The organism is Sulfitobacter delicatus, assembly GCF_900102535.1.
Classification (GTDB): Bacteria; Pseudomonadota; Alphaproteobacteria; order Rhodobacterales; family Rhodobacteraceae; genus Sulfitobacter; species Sulfitobacter delicatus.
In genome coordinates, this window is record NZ_FNBP01000011.1 from 90,777 (window position 1) to 108,567 (window position 17,791).

The 17,791-nt window shown below is 58.6% G+C and carries 22 protein-coding genes; 14 read left to right on the forward strand and 8 right to left on the reverse strand.

Going from position 1 to position 17,791, the window contains the following annotated elements:
- Window positions 1–22: 22 nt before the first annotated feature.
- The 5 genes from BLS57_RS16320 to BLS57_RS16335 form a co-directional block, all read right to left on the reverse strand.
- The gene (locus BLS57_RS16320) at window positions 23–697 is read right to left on the reverse strand and encodes a TVP38/TMEM64 family protein (RefSeq protein ID WP_043847219.1); all 675 of its coding nucleotides are present in this window, start codon (window positions 695–697) and stop codon (window positions 23–25) included.
- Complete coding sequence (locus BLS57_RS19795; RefSeq protein ID WP_009824469.1) at window positions 687–830, reverse strand: hypothetical protein; 144 nt, start codon at window positions 828–830, stop codon at window positions 687–689. Before BLS57_RS19795 ends, BLS57_RS16320 begins: the two co-directional genes overlap by 11 nt.
- A gap of 70 nt (window positions 831–900) precedes the next feature.
- Complete coding sequence (locus BLS57_RS16325; protein ID WP_043847217.1) at window positions 901–2,352, reverse strand: multicopper oxidase family protein; 1,452 nt, start codon at window positions 2,350–2,352, stop codon at window positions 901–903.
- Window position 2,353: 1 nt separating this feature from the next.
- Window positions 2,354–2,821, reverse strand: coding sequence for a rhodanese-like domain-containing protein (locus BLS57_RS16330; RefSeq protein WP_093743754.1), 468 nt, complete (start codon window positions 2,819–2,821; stop codon window positions 2,354–2,356).
- A gap of 39 nt (window positions 2,822–2,860) precedes the next feature.
- On the reverse strand, window positions 2,861–3,412 hold the full coding sequence (locus BLS57_RS16335) for an EF-hand domain-containing protein (RefSeq protein ID WP_067627155.1): 552 nt from the start codon (window positions 3,410–3,412) through the stop codon (window positions 2,861–2,863).
- 189 nt (window positions 3,413–3,601) lie between these two features.
- Here BLS57_RS16335 and BLS57_RS16340 point away from each other — a divergent pair, with 189 nt between their 5' ends.
- From BLS57_RS16340 to ccmI, 4 genes are read left to right on the forward strand one after another with little or no spacing between them, the layout of a single operon-like run.
- Window positions 3,602–5,602 (forward strand): heme lyase CcmF/NrfE family subunit, encoded by a 2,001-nt coding sequence (locus tag BLS57_RS16340; RefSeq protein ID WP_093743755.1) that lies wholly within the window; start codon window positions 3,602–3,604, stop codon window positions 5,600–5,602.
- A gap of 2 nt (window positions 5,603–5,604) precedes the next feature.
- On the forward strand, window positions 5,605–6,171 hold the full coding sequence (locus tag BLS57_RS16345; RefSeq protein ID WP_009824474.1) for a DsbE family thiol:disulfide interchange protein: 567 nt from the start codon (window positions 5,605–5,607) through the stop codon (window positions 6,169–6,171).
- Complete coding sequence (locus BLS57_RS16350; protein WP_093743756.1) at window positions 6,168–6,638, forward strand: cytochrome c-type biogenesis protein; 471 nt, start codon at window positions 6,168–6,170, stop codon at window positions 6,636–6,638. Before BLS57_RS16345 ends, BLS57_RS16350 begins: the two co-directional genes overlap by 4 nt.
- Window positions 6,635–7,792: a c-type cytochrome biogenesis protein CcmI gene (gene ccmI / locus BLS57_RS16355; protein WP_043847209.1), complete on the forward strand. Its 1,158-nt coding sequence runs from the start codon at window positions 6,635–6,637 to the stop codon at window positions 7,790–7,792. Before BLS57_RS16350 ends, ccmI begins: the two co-directional genes overlap by 4 nt.
- Before the next feature lie 280 nt (window positions 7,793–8,072).
- Here the strand turns inward: ccmI and BLS57_RS16360 are convergent, their stop codons facing one another.
- The 3 genes from BLS57_RS16360 to BLS57_RS16370 form a co-directional block, all read right to left on the reverse strand.
- Window positions 8,073–8,384, reverse strand: a complete 312-nt coding sequence (locus BLS57_RS16360; RefSeq protein ID WP_037953520.1) for a DUF2933 domain-containing protein — start codon at window positions 8,382–8,384, stop codon at window positions 8,073–8,075.
- Between the two features lie 119 nt (window positions 8,385–8,503).
- Window positions 8,504–9,046 (reverse strand): hypothetical protein, encoded by a 543-nt coding sequence (locus BLS57_RS16365; RefSeq protein WP_093743757.1) that lies wholly within the window; start codon window positions 9,044–9,046, stop codon window positions 8,504–8,506.
- Window positions 9,047–9,143: 97 nt separating this feature from the next.
- On the reverse strand, window positions 9,144–9,590 hold the full coding sequence (locus BLS57_RS16370) for a DUF411 domain-containing protein (protein ID WP_068241719.1): 447 nt from the start codon (window positions 9,588–9,590) through the stop codon (window positions 9,144–9,146).
- A 125-nt stretch (window positions 9,591–9,715) separates the two neighbouring features.
- On the opposite strand from BLS57_RS16370, the gene BLS57_RS16375 reads away from it, so the two are divergent.
- From BLS57_RS16375 to BLS57_RS16420, 10 genes are all read left to right on the forward strand, one after another.
- Window positions 9,716–10,435 carry a response regulator gene (locus BLS57_RS16375; protein ID WP_093743758.1) on the forward strand — a complete coding sequence of 240 codons (720 nt, stop codon included), beginning with the start codon at window positions 9,716–9,718 and terminating at the stop codon, window positions 10,433–10,435.
- On the forward strand, window positions 10,432–11,820 hold the full coding sequence (locus tag BLS57_RS16380; protein WP_074837899.1) for an ATP-binding protein: 1,389 nt from the start codon (window positions 10,432–10,434) through the stop codon (window positions 11,818–11,820). The genes BLS57_RS16375 and BLS57_RS16380 overlap by 4 nt, the downstream gene beginning before the upstream one ends.
- A gap of 71 nt (window positions 11,821–11,891) precedes the next feature.
- Window positions 11,892–12,485: a L,D-transpeptidase gene (locus BLS57_RS16385; RefSeq protein ID WP_074837901.1), complete on the forward strand. Its 594-nt coding sequence runs from the start codon at window positions 11,892–11,894 to the stop codon at window positions 12,483–12,485.
- Window positions 12,486–12,613: 128 nt separating this feature from the next.
- On the forward strand, window positions 12,614–13,186 hold the full coding sequence (locus BLS57_RS16390) for a L,D-transpeptidase (RefSeq protein ID WP_093743759.1): 573 nt from the start codon (window positions 12,614–12,616) through the stop codon (window positions 13,184–13,186).
- Window positions 13,186–13,644 carry a c-type cytochrome gene (locus BLS57_RS16395; RefSeq protein ID WP_074837903.1) on the forward strand — a complete coding sequence of 153 codons (459 nt, stop codon included), beginning with the start codon at window positions 13,186–13,188 and terminating at the stop codon, window positions 13,642–13,644. Before BLS57_RS16390 ends, BLS57_RS16395 begins: the two co-directional genes overlap by 1 nt.
- 14 nt (window positions 13,645–13,658) lie before the next feature.
- Window positions 13,659–14,273: a c-type cytochrome gene (locus BLS57_RS16400; protein ID WP_074837905.1), complete on the forward strand. Its 615-nt coding sequence runs from the start codon at window positions 13,659–13,661 to the stop codon at window positions 14,271–14,273.
- A 4-nt stretch (window positions 14,274–14,277) separates the two neighbouring features.
- Entirely contained in the window at window positions 14,278–15,168 is an 891-nt protein-coding gene (locus tag BLS57_RS16405; protein ID WP_074837907.1) for a c-type cytochrome, read from the forward strand.
- A gap of 16 nt (window positions 15,169–15,184) precedes the next feature.
- Window positions 15,185–16,573, forward strand: a complete 1,389-nt coding sequence (locus BLS57_RS16410; protein ID WP_074837909.1) for a multicopper oxidase family protein — start codon at window positions 15,185–15,187, stop codon at window positions 16,571–16,573.
- A complete protein-coding gene (locus BLS57_RS16415; RefSeq protein ID WP_074837911.1) occupies window positions 16,570–17,064 on the forward strand; it encodes a c-type cytochrome in 495 nt (164 codons plus the stop codon). Before BLS57_RS16410 ends, BLS57_RS16415 begins: the two co-directional genes overlap by 4 nt.
- Window positions 17,064–17,783, forward strand: coding sequence for a DsbA family protein (locus tag BLS57_RS16420; protein ID WP_093743760.1), 720 nt, complete (start codon window positions 17,064–17,066; stop codon window positions 17,781–17,783). Before BLS57_RS16415 ends, BLS57_RS16420 begins: the two co-directional genes overlap by 1 nt.
- Window positions 17,784–17,791: the final 8 nt, after the last annotated feature.

Below are 17,791 nucleotides of genomic sequence, written 5' to 3' on the forward strand. Positions count from 1 at the left end.
ATTTTTGCTGACATACTCAGACTTAGGAAGCGTTGGTTGACCGATTTGTTCGCCAGAGCGCTGCGACCAGCAACGGTGCGGCAGTCATCAATCCAAGACCGATGATGATCCACTCAGCAGTGCCGAAATCTCCCGACATGGCCTCTGCTCCGAAATGCGCGAGCAGGAAACTGGCTGGAAGAATGCCTGCCAGAGTTGCGATCAGGAACCGCCAAAGGCGCAGGCGGCTGAGACCGGCAGCGTAGCTCATTGCGTCAAACGAGATGAAGGGCAAGAGGCGAGACGCGAACACCGTCAACATCAACAGATTTTGAGAGCCCAATAACCCGAAACCGGCCTTATCCCCAAGCCAGCGCTCAACGTGGTCGCGCCCGATATAGCGGGCGATGATGAATGCCACGAGTGCACCCAGTTCCGACCCGATGGCGACATAGACAGCTCCGGCAACATGACCATACGCCGCGCCTGCCACCAGTGCGACCGGTGCACTTGGAATGGGGCTTGCCACGATCGAAACCATCATGAGCACGATGATGAGCAACGGTCCCAAAGCGCCGGCCCGCTCTATCCAGACCTCGATAGTCTCGCGGGCTATCGCCGGGCCATATCCCATTGCCCATATGGCTATCAAAAGTACGCCAAGCGCAACCACCAACCATAGCCCAACCCGATGCAGGCGCGGTTTGCTAAGCGGCATGGAGCACCAAAAGAAAGAGAGCTGCGAAGACAATTGGTCTTTGCTCGGGCAAGATGAAATGCATAGGCGCAGAGATGACGATCAACAGCCCGCCGGCGAGGGTCAGCCGCTTGATGTGCAATTCGGTTTTCATCTCAAACCTCTATCGAGGAATAGGATTCCCCTAAAGGTTCCTGTCAGCGGAGGGTAAAGGGATTTCTGCGCTAAGCAACACTGAATTGCCCCATCATGCCGCCGTCTTCGTGTTCCAGAATGTGGCAGTGATACATGTAGGGCGCAGCCGCTGAGGCAGGTTTTTCGAATTTCATCGCAAGCTCCACTTCACCATCCACCAGTACCGTATCCTTCCAACCCCTGTTCTCTGCACGCGGTGCCGTACCGTTTTCCGACAGGACCTGAAACCGGACGCCGTGAACATGGAACGGGTGCATCATCATGGCCCCACGCACAATCCAACGCTCGATGCTGTTGAGTTTGGTGGAAAAATTGAGCGTTCCCGAATCGTATGACGCGCCGTTGATCGAAAATCGGTTACCGGACCGCGAGAACATCATCCCCATGCCCATCGACATATCCAGTGACAGACGTCGGACTGGCGCGTCCTTGACCGCAAGATCAGGCAACTGCCCGTCCAGAGAGCCGGGCAGGGCGTCGATGCGAACCGGAAGGGTTGTGTCGACAGCGAAAGGCAGCACGGTGAATGGACTGCCGGAACCGCCGCCGCCCATCATTCCGCCCATGGCCGAATTAATGATATCGTCGGACTTCAAAACACTGTCCCGCCCGCTTGTGAAATCCACAAGCACTTCTGCGCGCTCTCCTGGTGCAAGGGTCAGGCGGTTCAGCGCAATCGGTCGATCCAGAAATCCGGCATCTGTCGCGATGAGATGAAGCGACCGGCTGTCAGACATGGACAGGCGGTAAACCCGCGCATTCGAGCCGTTGACGACACGGCACCGCACGATCCCCTTCGGAACCGCTGCCGACGCGCCGATTTGACCGTTCACAACCATTGTGTCGCCCTGAAACCCGTTCATGGACTGGTGCATGCCGGGATCGTATTTCAGGCGTCCGCGCCAGTTGAACTGACGGTCCTGCAATACAAGGGTCAGATCATCGACCCCGTAGGCGGATGGCAATCCACGGGCGTCATCCGCGTCATCCGTCACCTGCAGAACACCCGCCAGCCCCAGCATGACCTGCCGTGCCGTCGCGCCGTGAATGTGGCTGTGATACCAGGCCGTTGCCGGGGGCTGGTCAAGGTCCAGCACCGGCTTCCAGGTGTCTCCCGGTGCGATGGCCTGATGTGGTCCGCCATCGAACTCACCGGCAACAACCAACCCGTGCCAATGCGCCGACATCGGTTCGCCAAGCGTGTTGTGCACCTCTGCCCGTGTCTCGACCCCGGCCTGCACCCGGATCGTCGGGCCAAGGTATCCCTGGTTGTAGCCGAACGTTTCGCTGGCGGCACCGTCGTCAAAACGGGTCTCGCCCGTGCGGGCTTCCAGCTGAAAAAGCCGGGATGTCGTCGCATCGAGAAGGGGAGGATACGCGAGCCTCTTGTCCGATGCCGCGAATGCAGCCGATGGCAGGGCAAATGCAGCCCCAAAGCCTGCGGCATGGCCCAACAGTTCTCGACGGTTCAACAGTTTCACTTCAACTCAATTCCTCTGGCAGCGCCGCCAGAGCCATATCGACACTGACGACCGGATAACCGCCCGCGATCCAGCCCGGTCCGGCGGCAGAACCGAGCATGCCTTCGGATACGTCAAGAAAGCCGCTGTAGCCAGCCTGCCGAAGACTTCGCATGACGCGGCCAGACCGCCCGCCTGTCGCACAGATGAGCGCGACAGGCCGCCCTTCGGCCCGTTCCCGGGCGGCAAAAAGCCGCTCGGCGAAACGGTCCTCATGCAGGCTGATGGGCCAGGTACCGTCGGTAACGCCGGTGTCGGTCCATTCCGGTCGCGACCGAACGTCGATCATCCGGATCAGGTCCTGTTGCAGCGCATCTGCTGCCATGTCCGCCGACCAGACCTCGGCGGTCTGGGCGACAGCCGAGAAAGGTGCAACGGAACTGGCCAACATCGCAAGGCTTGCGCCGCGGCGCGTCAGAAAGAAGGCCATAATTTGCCCCCATCAAGCTGAGTGCCGCAGGCTTGACCCTTATTCGCTGTCATGATGACCTTCCATGTCCGTTCCGGTGGAAGTACCGTTCATTTTGCTCATCCGTGTACCGGCATCTTCCATCTCGTCCTGAGAGATCTGGCCGTTACCGTCCGCATCGAGATGCTGAAAGCGATCTACCATGCGCGCGCGCATTGCGTCCATATGCAAGGCTTCGAACTCGTCAAGTGTCAACGCTCCATCGGAATTCGCATCGAACTCCCGCATTTTTTCGGACATCTGCGCGGCCATTTCATGAGGCTGTCCACCGGACATCATTGTCGACATCATGTCCCGATCCATCATTCCCATCATGTTGCCCTGGCCACCCATCATAGCGGCATGCATCTTCATCATTTTTCGCATCATCGGCATCATGTCCCCGCCCATCATGCCCATCTGATTGTCGCCATCGCCCATCGCCATGCCGGACATATTCCCGCTGTCAGGCTTGCTGTCGGCAGCCCCGTCGGATTCCGCAAATGCTGTTTGCGCCATGCCAACCGCGATCACCACGCCAAGCGCAATAATTTCTTGTTTTTCATTTCTCATTCCTTTCAGACTTACCCTAGATACATTGGCGTTATAGCGCTTTGATTAAAGGCCAAGCGCGGGCCGTTTTGTAATCATTTGTCACAGCATCCTGTTACAAACGGTGACAAAGCAACCACTCACAGTTCGCCGGAAGATTTGCTAGACAGACGTCGATCCAGTGAATTCATTGAAGAGGCTGATGATCCTTTGACACCTGAAATCGGTCATTTCGCGCTGGCACTGGCCTTGGCCATGGCGCTTGTTCAAAGTGTGCTGCCCATCCTCGGTGCGGGGCGCGGAAACATCCTGTGGATGCAGTCTGCCAGATGGTCCTCGTTCGGTCAGATTTTCTTTGTCGGCATCGCGTTTCTGGCGCTGATGCAAGCCTTCGTCACAAGCGACTTCACGGTCAAGAACGTGGTGGAGAATTCCAATTCACTCAAACCGATGCTGTTCAAGGTGGCAGGCACCTGGGGCAGTCACGAAGGATCCCTGTTGCTGTGGACCCTTATCCTGACGGTGTTTGGTGCGGCGGTCGCCCTCTTCGGATCGAACATTCCTCTGTCGCTGAAGGCAAGAACGCTGTCGGTGCAGGCCTGGATCAGTGTCGGTTTCCTGACTTTCATGCTGCTGACGTCCAATCCCTTCGACCGCGTTTTCCCTCCGCCAGACGACGGTCAGGACCTCAACCCATTATTGCAGGATGTCGGTCTCGCCATGCACCCGCCGCTTCTCTACTTCGGGTATGTCGGGTTCTCGATTGTCTTTTCGTTCGCGGTTGCCGCCCTGATCGAAGGGCGGGTGGACGCGGCCTGGGCACGGTGGGTACGTCCGTGGACGCTGGCTGCCTGGATGAGCCTGACCGCAGGCATCGCGCTGGGATCCTGGTGGGCCTATTATGAGCTTGGCTGGGGCGGCTGGTGGTTCTGGGACCCCGTTGAGAACGTCAGTTTCATGCCATGGCTGATGGGCACGGCACTGCTGCATTCCGCAATCGTGACGGAGAAACGGGATGCGTTCAAAAGCTGGACAATCCTTCTGGCGATCCTGACTTTTTCCCTATCGCTCTTGGGCACGTTCATTGTCCGATCGGGCCTGCTGACCTCTGTGCATGCATTCGCGGTCGACCCGGAAAGGGGACTTTATATCCTTGGATTGCTGGCCGTTTCGATCGGCGGTTCCCTTGCTCTGTTTGCCTGGCGCGCGCCGACAATGGAGCCCGGCGGCCTGTTTAAGCCGATCAGCCGGGAAGCGGGGCTATTGGTGAACAACCTGCTGCTGGCCACGGCCACCGGCATTGTGCTGTTCGGCACCTTGTACCCGCTCTTCTACGAAGCCGCGACGGGCGGTGAAAAACTGTCGGTGGGGCCGCCCTTCTTCAATGCGTCCTTTATTCCCGTGATGCTGCCGCTCGTCTTTGCGATGGGGCTGGGGCCTTACCTGTCCTGGAAACGTGCCGATCTGGCGGGCGTTCTGCAGCGGTTGCGTTTCGTGGTCGTTCTGGCCGTGCTCGCGACATTGGTGACCTGGTATCTCGCCGAGGGCGGTCCGGTGTTGGGGTATCTGTCGCTGATGCTTGCATTCTGGCTGTTTTTCTCAACCCTGCGGGAATGGGCGATGCGCATAAAGCTGTTTGAGGCACCGTTCCCGGAATCGGTGCGCCGTGCACGCAACCTGCCCAGATCCTCTCATGGGATGACACTGGCTCATGCGGGGCTCGCGATGGCGATGTTCGGATTTATCGGCTCGACGGTCTGGAAATCCGAGGAAATCATCTTTGTCCGGCCCGGTACAGAGGTCAGCATTGGTGGGTTCGATGTCACCTTTGAGGGGGCCGAACGTGTGCGTGGGCCAAATTACTTCGCGGATCGTGGCACGCTTCGTGTGGCCCGGGAGGGGAACTATGTCACCGATCTCTTCCCGGAGCGGCGTACCTATCCGGTCGCGCAAACCACCACCACAGAGAGCGCCATCAGATCGACAATGGCCGGTGATCTCTATGCGTCCATCGCAAATCCGGCCGCCGAGGACGAGAGCACGCAAGGGGCTTGGACCCTGCGCATCCTGTATGAACCTCTGGTCAACTTTATCTGGATCGGATCGGCGATGCTTGTGCTTGGTGGGGGTCTTTCGCTGTCTGACCGGCGGTTGCGCGTCGGGGCACCCCGTCGCAAGGCGACAGCGCCCGCAGCACTTCCTGCGGAGTAGGCATGGGACGTATACTGGCATTCATTCCGCTGGCAATCGCGGCCATTTTCGGGGGGTTTTTTCTGTGGGGCTTGAACCCGGACCGGGACCCGAACAACATTCCTTCGGTTCTGATCTCGCAGCCGGCACCCGAATTCGATCTGGCCGCTGTCGACGGGTTGGAGACGCCAGGGCTTTCCCGCGCCGATCTGGTCGGGAACCCGCGACCGGTCATCGTGAACGTGTTTGCCTCGTGGTGCGTGCCCTGCCGGGCCGAACACGGGGTTCTGACCCAGATGGTCGAAAAGGACGGGCTGACGTTGTTCGGGATCAATTACAAGGACAAGCCGGAGGATGCGACTAAATGGCTTGCTGAGCTTGGCAATCCCTACGAAAGGATCGGGTCTGATCTGAGCGGCAGAGTGGGGATTGAATGGGGCCTTTCGGGCGTACCTGAAACATTCATTGTCGGCTCTGACGGGACGGTGTTGTTCAGATATGTCGGCCCCGTCGTGGGCGAAACGGCGATTTCCACATTCAGGGAAGCATTGATCCAGGCTGGCGCGTTAGCAAGGGGCCAGAACGGATGAGGTATATCGCATTTGCTTTCCTCCTGCTGCTTCCGGTGACGGCCTTGGCGGTCGAGCCAGACGAGATGTTGCAGGATCCTGTACTGGAGCAACGCGCCCGTGAAATATCACGGGAACTGCGCTGCGTTGTCTGCCAGAATCAGGACATCGACAGCTCCAACGCCGGGGTTGCGCGGGACCTGCGCATACTGGTGCGCGAAAGGCTTGTTGCCGGTGACAGCGACAAGGAGGTCATCGCGTACATCCACGCCCGGTATGGCGATTATGTCCTGATGCGCCCGCCCCTGAATCGCGCCACTCTCGCGCTCTGGATGGTGCCCTTCGTGTTTGCGCTTGTTTCGCTGCTTGTCGGCTGGACCGTCATTTCGAGAAGCCGGCGCAGGGCTGCCGCAACGGGATTTTCCGATGACGAAAAAGCGGAAATTGCGCGTTTCATTGAAGAGAACGCTTCAAAGGACGGTTCATGATCTGGTTGGTTTTCGCCCTGTTATCCGTTGTCGGTCTGCTTTTCATGGGCCTGCCGCTGCGCCATCGGTCGTCGCGGACACCCGTCCCGGCTGACGCCACGGATGCGGTCCTCATGGATCAGTTGGATGAGGTTCGGCGGGATCTTGAGCGCGGTGTCATTTCCGACACCGAGGCCACGGCGGCGGAGCAGGAGATCAAGAGACGGATCCTCGTGCAGTCGCGCCGGTCCGTTCTGTCAGATGGGAAACCGGCGGCAGGGGGCCGCTTGATGGTCGTTCTGAGCGCAGTGTTCGTGCCGGTCTTCGCTTTTGGATATTACTCCGCAATGGGCTCGCCAGAGATCCCAGGTGTCGCCTTTGCCGAACGTGCCACTGAACGGCAGGAAGCGGCGGAAATCGCCGAATTGACAGATCGTCTGTACGTCCGGCTCAGTTCAGACCCCGAAGGCGGGCCTTCGGAAGGCTGGATGCTGCTGGGGCAAACCTATTCGAAAATGGGCCGGTATGCGGATGCAGCCGATGCATATAGAGTTGTCGCACAACGACCGGAGGCCGATTCCGCCGTCTTCTCCATGTTGGCCGAGGTTCTGATCTACGCAGAGCAAGGTGTGGTGACACCTGAAGCGGACACCGCGATTGATCGGGCGTACGAACTGGATCCTTCCAATCCCGGTGCTGCCTTTTTCAAGGCAGTCTCGCTCGAGCAGAAGGGCGATGAGGCTCGGGCTCACGAAACGCTGGTGGCCCGGCTGGACGATGCGGATAGGTTTTTCCCGTGGATGGAAAGCTTTGTTGGCGAAGCCAACCGGATTGGCGCGAAGATCGGCAAGGCTCCGATCTCGCTGGCCGACTATGCCCCGAAGACCAGTGCGTCCGGCCCGACACAGGAAGACATCGAAAACGCGCAGGACATGAGTGTGGAGGAACGACAGGATTTCATCCGCTCGATGGTCGAACGGCTGGCCACGCGGCTGGAAGATGAGCCTGACGATCTTGATGGATGGATGCGGCTTGGCAATGCCTATTCGGTTCTGGGTGATACCGCGCCGGCAATCGCGGCGTTTGAACACGCTGAAATCCTGTTGTCGGAGGTGCCGGGAGATGACCCGCGCCGTCAAGCCGTGCAAAGCGCGTTGGAACGGTTGCGCCCGTAGTGGCGTGGGCGACCGTCGCTGTGCAGGTGAATGTGAGGCAGGATCAAGGTTTGGCGCTTAATCGAAAGCCCATCCGGTCCGGCCGTCGTCACAGACTATTTCGTGGGTAGTACCTTCAGACTGACCGACCAAGCGACATCCTACGGGAAGCATGACGTCGTGTGCCGCATCCCGTGTCACGGAAGGGGGCTCAAGTGGGCAAAGCTTGCCCGAGGCCGACTGGGCACAACCGCCGAGGGCCAGAATACCTGCAATCGGAATTCCGATTGTCAGCCGCGTTCTAGCGGGCGCGTACCAGTTCTCGTTCGGGAGCTTGGCCATCTTCAAATTCTGCATCCACAGTCGCCTCGTTCGCCTGTTCAACTCTTGACCCGTGACACGACTTTCCCATCATCCTGTGCATGACGACATGCGCACCAAGACAAAGTGCGAGCGGCGCAAAAAGGCCGACGTTGCCCCACAGACCCGCGATCGTGCCGCCTGCAATAAAGAATGCGGCGACTGGAAACAACATAACGGCACAACAGGCCATCATACCATACTGCATCAGTTTCGATGAACCGGTGGATTTTTGACTTTGATTGTCAGACATGTAGCTCTCCAGAATATGCTCGTGTTCTTCTGCGACATTCCAGTGAGGCAAGGTCAAGGGTACATTCGGATACAATTTGATCAGATGACAGCCTGCGGGTCGTTGACCAAGTTGGCCCGTCAGGTTGCCAGATCCAACGCATAGGACAGGAATGTGACGAGGGGGATCGGGGTCAGGCTGAACAGCAAGGCCATGCTCATTGTCCTGAACATGGTAGGCTTCGATGCCTCGCCAGAAGGTTCTGTCAGAACCACCAGAAGCGCGATGAAGGTGCCGGGCGCCAGGGCATAGAGATATACGCCCGAGATGTTCCCAAACATGAACGACCGCTCGAGCGTTGGTCCGACCACGCTCAAAGCTGTTGCACGGCTGCCGTTGAACGAGCCGAACAGATCGGCCGACATCACATAGACGGCAATGTGAACCCCAATGAATGCGACACTCCGCAGCGGGCCATCTAAAACCAGGTAAACAATCGGCCGATGCTGGTACTGCTTCAGCGCGACCGATGCGGAAACGAACCCCAAGTAATTCACGAGGAAAACGACCACAAACCCATTGGTAAAGACCTGCCGGAGGAAGCGCGAGAGCGCGGTCCAATTCGTCAGCAGCAGCGTCGCAAAACCAGGCGTTGCGAGGATGTAGACAAGCAGGAACGGCAATATGCTTGCCAAGCTCAGAACGGATACGTTCCAACAAAATCTGCCGAATGGTAAGGTCGGCGAAAAACTTTGTCGGAACGTATCGCGGGCAAACACGTCAGCCGTGGGTTGCGAAGACTTGCGTCGACCCGTCCATCAGTACAAGCAGCACGTCATAGGGATCACCCTGGGTGCCCATGCCGGGCGACCCCATCGGCATTCCCGGTGCTGTCAGTCCGCGCGCGACAGGTTTTTCGCTCAGCAACCGCCCGATGTCAGCCGCAGGCACGTGACCCTCGACGAAATATCCGCCCATGGACGTAGTGTGACATCCTGCCAGTTCCGGCGCGATGCCGTGTTTCTGCTTCAGCACCTGAAGCGTGTCGTAATCGACGTCTTCGACCGATGCCTTGAACCCGGCAGAGATCATCTCATCAACCCAGGCGCCACAGCAGCCGCAGGTCGGTGTCTTTGTCACCTGCAACGTGGGTGCGGCGGTTTGCGACAAAGCAGGCCCGGCCAAGGCCAGGCTGAGTCCCGTAAGGACGAATTCGCGTCTGTTCATTTCAAACTCCTTGATGTTCTTCCTTAAATAGTTGCTCGGTATCCCGAAGTCGACTGCCCGCGCTGTTACATTTGGCTACAAACACGGGATGGGCGTCCCTTGGTGAAAATGACTATGTTGGCGGCATGAGCGATCTGCCACGCATCCTTGTCGTCGATGACCATTCAGAGATTCGGAAATCCGTCACCAGTTATCTGGAACGCAACGGCATGCGTGCTTCAGCGGCGGAAAATGCAGTTGAGATGGACGCAAGGCTGGCGGAAGCGCATTTCGATCTGATTGTCCTCGATGTGATGATGCCGGGGGAAGACGGGCTGTCCGCGTGCAGGCGATTGCGCAAGGAAGGGCATATTCCGATCCTGATGCTGACCGCATTGGGTGACGACGAAGACCGCATCGCGGGTCTGGATGGCGGGGCAGACGATTATCTCGCCAAGCCGTTTAGTCCCAAGGAACTGGTGGCGCGGATCAACGCGATATTGCGTCGGACGCAGCTGATCCCAAAACCGAATGGTTTTGCGGGGAAAACGTTGAAGTTTGCACACCTAAGGCTGGATTTCGATGGCCGCACACTGATTGACCAAGGCGGTTCGCGTACGCAACTTACATCCGGTGAACTCAAACTCCTGACCCTGTTCCTGCAAAGGCCAAGGACGGTCATTGGCCGCGACGAGCTGCTCAAATTGAGCACCGGCCGGGTCGCCGGTCCATTGGACCGAACCATCGACAATCAGGTGAGCCGGTTGCGCCGGAAGATGGAAGAGGACGTTTTGCGCCCGAAGATCATCGCGACTGTCCGGCATGGGGGGTATAGTCTTTCCTGCGATGTCGAGATTTGCGAATGAAGCTGCTTCCGCGGACGTTGCGTGCACAGATTGCCCTTCTGGTCCTCGGTGTCTTGATCCTCGCGCAAGCTCTGAGTCTTTGGTTTTTCGTTGATGAACGCTCGTTAGCCATTCAGGCCGCCATCGGTGCCGAAGCCGCCGGAAGGGCCGCAAATGTCGCACAGTTGATTGAAGGCGCACCCCCGGAATTGCATGCCCAGATCGTCCGCGCGGCAACGTCTCCGCTCGTACGGTTCGACCTTACAGACGAGCCGTCGGTTGCACACGGACAACACGATGACGGTGGAGCGGTCGAAGCGCGGATACGGGCACTGCTTCAGGAAAGCTACAGCCGGGATATCCGGGTTGAGGTTCATGAAATCGAGGGAGGTCTGCTGCCCCTTCCGAACCTGTCACCGGAAATGGCGCAAATGCACGCCGAAATGATGCAGGGCAGCCTTGCGGCCATCGAGATGGAGTTGTCCATTGCGCTGTCCGGTGGGAATTGGCTCAACATCGAGACGCGGTTCGAACGGCCGCCTCTGCAACGGTCGCAGGCATCCAACATATCCTTCGCGCTGACTGCAGGCCTGCTGCTGGTGGCAAGTTTCTGGTTTCTTCTTTCAAGATTGACCGGACCGCTCAACAATCTCGCGACTGCGTCGGAACGTCTCGGTCGAGGTGCTGCAGAGGGCGATTTGCCGGTTGTGGGGCCTAAGGAAGTTCAGGACCTGACCCGTGCATTCAACATCATGCAAGACCGGCTAACGCGATTTGTCAGTGACCGAACCCAGATGCTTGCGGCACTTGCGCATGATTTGCGCTCGCCGCTGACTGCTCTCAGGGTGCGGGCCGAGATGGTGGACGAGGAAGACACGCGCGCGTCCCTGGTGGCGTCAAGCGAAGAGATGCAGCGGATGATCGATGCAACACTCGATTTCGCCAAGGGTGTCGGCCAGCATGAAGAGGTCCAATCGGTTGATTTGCACGATCTGATCACCGGTATGGGGTCTGACAAGGTTCAGGCGGGCAGCCAGGGACCGCTGATCGTATCCGTGAAACCAAGTGCGATGGGACGGGCCTTGAGAAACCTCATTGAAAACGCGATCCGCTACGGGAACGAGGCCAGGGTGTCCTGGGAACGTGCCGGCGGTGAGGTGGTAATCGCTATCGACGATCGGGGCCCCGGCATTCCCGACGATCAGCTGGAGGCTGTCTTCGGGCCCTATGTCAGGCTTGAGGAGTCGCGATCCCTTGACACTGGCGGGCATGGTCTGGGGCTGTCAATTGCGCGCAGTATCATCCTTGAGCACGGCGGCTCCATACGACTGAAAAACCGTACTGATGGGGGCCTGCGGGCTGAGGTCACGCTGCCGGTAAGGCCGGGTGCCGACCCACCCGGGTAAGAGCCAGTTTCGCGACCTATGGCGCAGGCTGTCCGACACCTGAAACCACAATAGTTTCGTGAGGCAAGCATATGAAACGAAGATTTTTCCTGACTTCTGTTGCGGCTCTTTCTGTGAGCGGAAATACAGCATTCGTGCATAGTGACGCAGAGCACGACCGGCGCGTCGGGCCATCTGTGGTGCCCCCAGAGCAGTTGCCCCGCGAGGTTCCGTTCACCAAGGCAGACAAGCCGGGAGAAATACATGTCGATCCGAACCAGTTCGCTTTATTTTGGACTTTACCGAACAATCGGGCAATCAGGTATACCGTCGGAATTGGTCAGGAGGGGCTCTATGAATCCGGCGAGTTCTATGTCGCGCGCAAGCAAAAGGGGCCGCGGTGGACGCCCACACCCGCCATGATTGCCAGAGATCCTGACCGATATCTTCGTTTTGCGGGCGGTGTGCCCGGCGGGCTAAATAATCCACTTGGTGCTCGCGCCTTATATCTCTATCAGCCGGGGCGCGGAGACACCTACCTGAGGATTCACGGCACAACGGATCCGACGACGATTGGTCGACGTGTCTCGAACGGCTGTGCAAGGCTTACCAATAATCAGATCATCGAACTCTATGAGAAGGTCCCGCTCGACACGCGTGTTGTCCTGAAACCCATCGAGGTTTGAGGCAGCAGCGCGAAGACGTGTCCGTTGGCCGGGATACATATCGTTACATAAAACCAGGCCCCGGACTGTTCATGAAATGCCACCAGGCGGATAGTCTGACCGGCAGGCAGATAACAACATGAGGCCGTATGATGACCCGTAAGCAAACACGTGTAACGCGTCGCGCATTCACGACAGGTGCCGCGTCGGCAGCTTTCGCAGCCCCGTCCATCCTGCGTGCACAGGTGGAACAAGCCGGTGTGCGAAGGAACATTTCGTCGTTTCGCACCCATGCATGGCAGGATAGCTTTGACGCCTTGGGCAAGGGCATTATCATCGCGGATACCACCACTCGCGTGATGCAACATTGGACATCCGATGGCGAAATGCGCATTTACCCCACATCGGTTCCCTTGACCGACGAGCTGACAAGGCGCGGCTACACGACAGTCACGTTCAAGGACCCCGAACCTGACTGGACCCCTACACCCTCCATGCGCGAACGTGACCCGTCTTTGCCGGCCTATATGCCGCCCGGGCCGGATAACCCGTTAGGCGTCCGTGCCCTGCACCTGAGTTGGACGTACTACAGGATTCACGGCACCCATGATACGCGCAAGATCGGAAGACGCTCTTCAAGCGGGTGTATCGGTCTCTACAACGAGCAAATCATCGAGGTGTTCGACAGGACACCGGTCGGCACGCAGGTACGATTGATCTGATGTCGAAGTCCGGCATCCTGATTGCGGCGGTTTTTGTCGTCGGTGGCGCGGTTGTGATCTGGCAGCAATTGCAGCCATCGTCTTCGATGCCCGGCCACACGATGACAACGCCTGATCTTTCGCAGGCGGAAGAGGGCGCGCCGATTGCAGACGTCGTTGTGCCTGCCGAATTTTCAGCAAATGCCCAATTGGGAAAGCGTGTTTTCGACGGCGCTTGCGCCGCTTGTCATGGTGCGAATGCTGCCGGACAGAATGGCGTGGCGCCACCCCTTGTCCACAAGATCTATGAACCGAGCCATCACGGTGACGCCGCATTCTTGCTTGCCGCGAAACAGGGTGTCAGAGCGCATCATTGGAAATTCGGGAATATGCCGCCAGTAGAGGGCGTGACAACTGGCGAGGTGAAAATGATTGTCGCATATGTGCGGGAACTTCAGCGTGCCAACGGGATTAACTGACAGGATTGGCCAACATGAACATGAAGATATGGATCACTGCTATTGCGATAGGGACGACCGGCGTTGCTGCCTTGGCGCATTCCGGAGCAACCGGCGTGGTGCTGGAGCGGATGCAGGGCATGTCCGCGATGGCCAAAACACTCAAGACGCTATCACCCATGATGCGGGGTCAGGTACCTTATGACGCCGATGTCGTCCGCAGTGAAGCTGACGCGATGATCGGCCATGCCGGTGAGCAGATGACACGGCTCTTTCCCGAAGGCTCGGGTGGCGGGGTATCCAAGGCGCTGCCGTCGGTCTGGGATGATGACGAAAAGTTCGCGGCCTTGGCGGAGGACCTCAGAACAGCGGCGGAAGGATTGAAGTTGAGCGCAGGCAATGGGTTGGCCGCGGCACAGGGCAACGGCAGCGGATCAATGATAGGCAGCGCCACTGACGGGATGATGGGTGGCTCAACGGACGGGATGATGGGCGGCGGGTCCGCGCCTGCAATGGGAGGGGGCATGATGGGATCGGAACAACCCATGACGCCCGAAATGTTTGCTGAAATGCCGGTTGACCGCGCGTTCGCAATGGTCGCCCAGACCTGTTCGGCCTGCCACCAGAAGTTCCGCAGAGAGGACAAGTAATCAGATGCGGTGGTGGCGTTGGATCATCGGTGCGGGGGTCATTGGCGGTATCAGTGTTGTTGCTGCAACGATCGCCTGGCCGGTCGGTGCACCAGTGTCGACCCTGACCCTGGAAGGGGAGGTCCAGCGGGGATCGTATCTGGCGCGCGCCAGTGGGTGCATTGCGTGTCATACCAATTTTGAAGCTGGCGGAGCGCCTTTGGCAGGAGGGGCCCCGCTCAAGACCGATTTCGGGACATTCTATCCGCCAAATCTGACCACCGATGTCGAATTCGGGATTGGCGGCTGGACAGTAGAAGAGTTTGCAAAAGCGGTAAGGCAGGGAATTTCCCCGGACGGAGACCCCTATTATCCCACCTTCACCTACCCGTTTTATGCAAACTACACGGATCAGGACATTGCCGATCTGTGGGCCGCGTTCCAGACCGTGCCAGCCGTGAATGTGCCGACCCCGTCCCATGAGGTGCCTTTTCCGTTCGATCAGCGATGGGGGATGAAACTTTGGCGGGCGGCTTTTCTGACAAAGCCTGACACCGCACCAGAGGCGGACCGAAGCGATGCTTGGAACAGGGGCAAGCTGCTGGTCAACGGGGCGGCACATTGTGCTGCCTGCCACACAACGCGGAACTTTGCAGGCGCACGCATAGTATCGAAGAGGTTTTCCGGCAACGACGCCTTGCCGGGAGGTGGCAAAGCACCTTCGATCCGGACGCGCGATCTTGTGTCCGAAGGCTGGACAACAGACGATATGGCTTATGCATTGCGATCTGGCATAACGCCGTCTGGCGACGTATTTGGTGGATCAATGGCCGAAGTCGTGCGCTATGGCACGGGCTTTCTGAGCGACGCAGACCTGAATGCGATGGCCACCTACCTGCTGGACAACAAATCATAATCTTGGGAACCCACGAATGATCACGCTCAATCGCCGCCAATTTCTGGCAACATCTGCTGCGTTCAGTGGTCTGTCGGCCAGCACTGGATTTGCGGGCACGCCATTCGCGACCCTGACAGCCCAGCAAAGCGACGTGCAGCTGCTGCCCGGCAACTATGGCAAGACATCGCTTTGGTGCTTTGACGGCGGCTCACCCGGTCCGGAGATTCGCGTGGCGCAGGGGGGGCGTGTCCAGCGCAGATTGGTCAACCGGTTTTCTCAGGGAACGTCGACGCATTGGCACGGCATCCGCATCGACAATGCGATGGATGGCGTTTCCGGCCTGACACAGGATGTGGTCCAGCCGGAGGAAACATTCGACTATGACTTTACTGTCCCGGATGCCGGGACCTATTGGTACCATGCCCATAATAGGTCGTTTGAGCAGGTGGGCAGAGGGCTTTACGGTGCACTGATCGTGGAAGAGGCCGAGCCTCTCGACATTGATCGCGAGGAAGTCCTGATCCTGGATGATTGGCTTATTGACCCCGAAACCGCGCAGATCAAAGACGACTTCGGAGCGCCTCATGATCTCAGCCACGCAGGGCGCATCGGCAACCTGCTGACGACCAATGGAACCTTCAATCTGGGCCTGAGTGCACGCAAGAACGAAAGACTGCGCTTGCGGCTGATCAATGCTGCCAATGCGCGCAATTTCCAACTGGGGCTGGAAGGCCTTGACGGTTGGGCGGTTGCTTTGGACGGCATGCCCCTGGCTGCACCCATTAAGGTGACGGAGCCGATGATCCTCGCTCCGGCTCAACGGATCGACCTGATCGTCGATGTGGTCGCGGATGTTGGTGAAACGGCTCATATTCTTCAGTTCGGCCGGGAAGAGGCCTTCAGCCAGGTTACATTCGAGGTCGTTGAGTGGGGCTCGAAAAATCGTCGAGACGCGCCTTTGGCCTTGCCGCCGAACGACCACAGGATGGTCGACTTGAGTGAAGCCACGATGCTCAGCCTGAGTATGGAAGGCGGTGCCATGGGGCGGATGAGGTCCGCTTCCCTTGGGGGCGAACTCAAGCCGATCGGCGAGATCGTCGAGGCCGGGTACTTCTGGTCGTTCAACGGCAAAGTGGACGGGATCAACGGTGATCCTCTTGCGCGGCTGGAACGCGGCCAGAATGTTCGATTGAAAATGGTGAACGACACGGCGTTTCCGCACGCGATGCACCTGCATGGCATTCACTTTCACGAGGTCGCCGAAAACGGCACCCTCGGACCGCTGCGTGACACGACCCTTCTTCAACGGGGTCAAACGCGCGAGATTGCCTTCGTGGCGGACAACCCGGGCCAATGGCTGCTGCATTGCCATATGCTGTCGCATGCGGCTTCGGGCATGATGACCAAGATCGTCGTTGGATGACCCCGCGGTCCGTCTATCTTGCGTTGGGCGTAGTTACCGTTGCGGTGGCTACCATATTTCTGTGGACCCGGTCCGGCGGAACCGACGTCGCGGCGGAAAACCTCATCAATTCCTCGGCGGATGTGGCCGCGGGCGAAGTCCTCTATGCCGAAAATTGCGCCGCGTGCCATGGCGCAAATCTGGAAGGTGAAGAAAACTGGCGCAGCCCGCGTGATGACGGAAGCCTGCCCGCACCGCCGCATGATGCAAGCGGCCACACCTGGCACCACGCGGACAGCATGCTGTTCGCCTACACCAAGCTGGGGGGCGCCGAGGTTCTCGCGGCGCAAGGCGTTGACTTCAACAGCGGCATGCCCGGTTTCGGCGACCAAATGAGCGACGGGGAAATCTGGGACATCCTCGCATACATCAAGTCAACATGGCCGGAGCGTGAACGCGCCACGCAAGCCGAACGCACGGCCCAGGATATTGCCTCACAAGGAGACGGATAATGAAAAGATTCTTGGCTACCACCGCACTGTTAATGCTTCCCATCGCTGCGATGGCAGACGGCATGGACGAAGACCGGATCAAGGAACTGGTGCTGGAAGCCATCCGCGAGAATCCGGGCATCGTGTTCGAGGCCGCGCAGTTGTTCGAACAGCAACAACAGGCGTTGCAGGCGCAAACCGCAGCGCAGATTCTCGATACGGAAAAAGCCACGCTTGAAAATGATCCCAATGCGCCCGTTCTGGGCAATCCGGATGGCGATGTCACGGTTGTCGAATTCTTCGACTACAACTGCCCCTATTGCCGCCGGGTTAAACCTGAAATGGAGGCATTGCTTGCCGCTGATCCCAACGTCAGGGTGGTTTACCGGGAATGGCCCATTCTGGGGGACGGGTCGGTTTTTGCCGCCCGCGCGGCGCTGGCGTCCCGAAACCAAGGCAAATATGAAGAGTTTCATTGGGCCATGATGCAACTGAAGGAACGCGCAGAGGAAGCATCGATTCTCCGCACTGCGGAAGACATCGGCCTCGATGTTGCACAGTTGCGTCGCGACATGAACGGACCGGAAATCGAAGAACACATACAGACTTCCATGCGGCTTGCGCAATCTCTGGGGTTCAGTGGCACACCTTCATTTGTGATCGGCGACAGTCTTGCGCCGGGCCTGATCCAGGCGGACCAGATGATCGAGCTTGTCGATCAGGCACGGGCCGCCGAATAAGGACAATC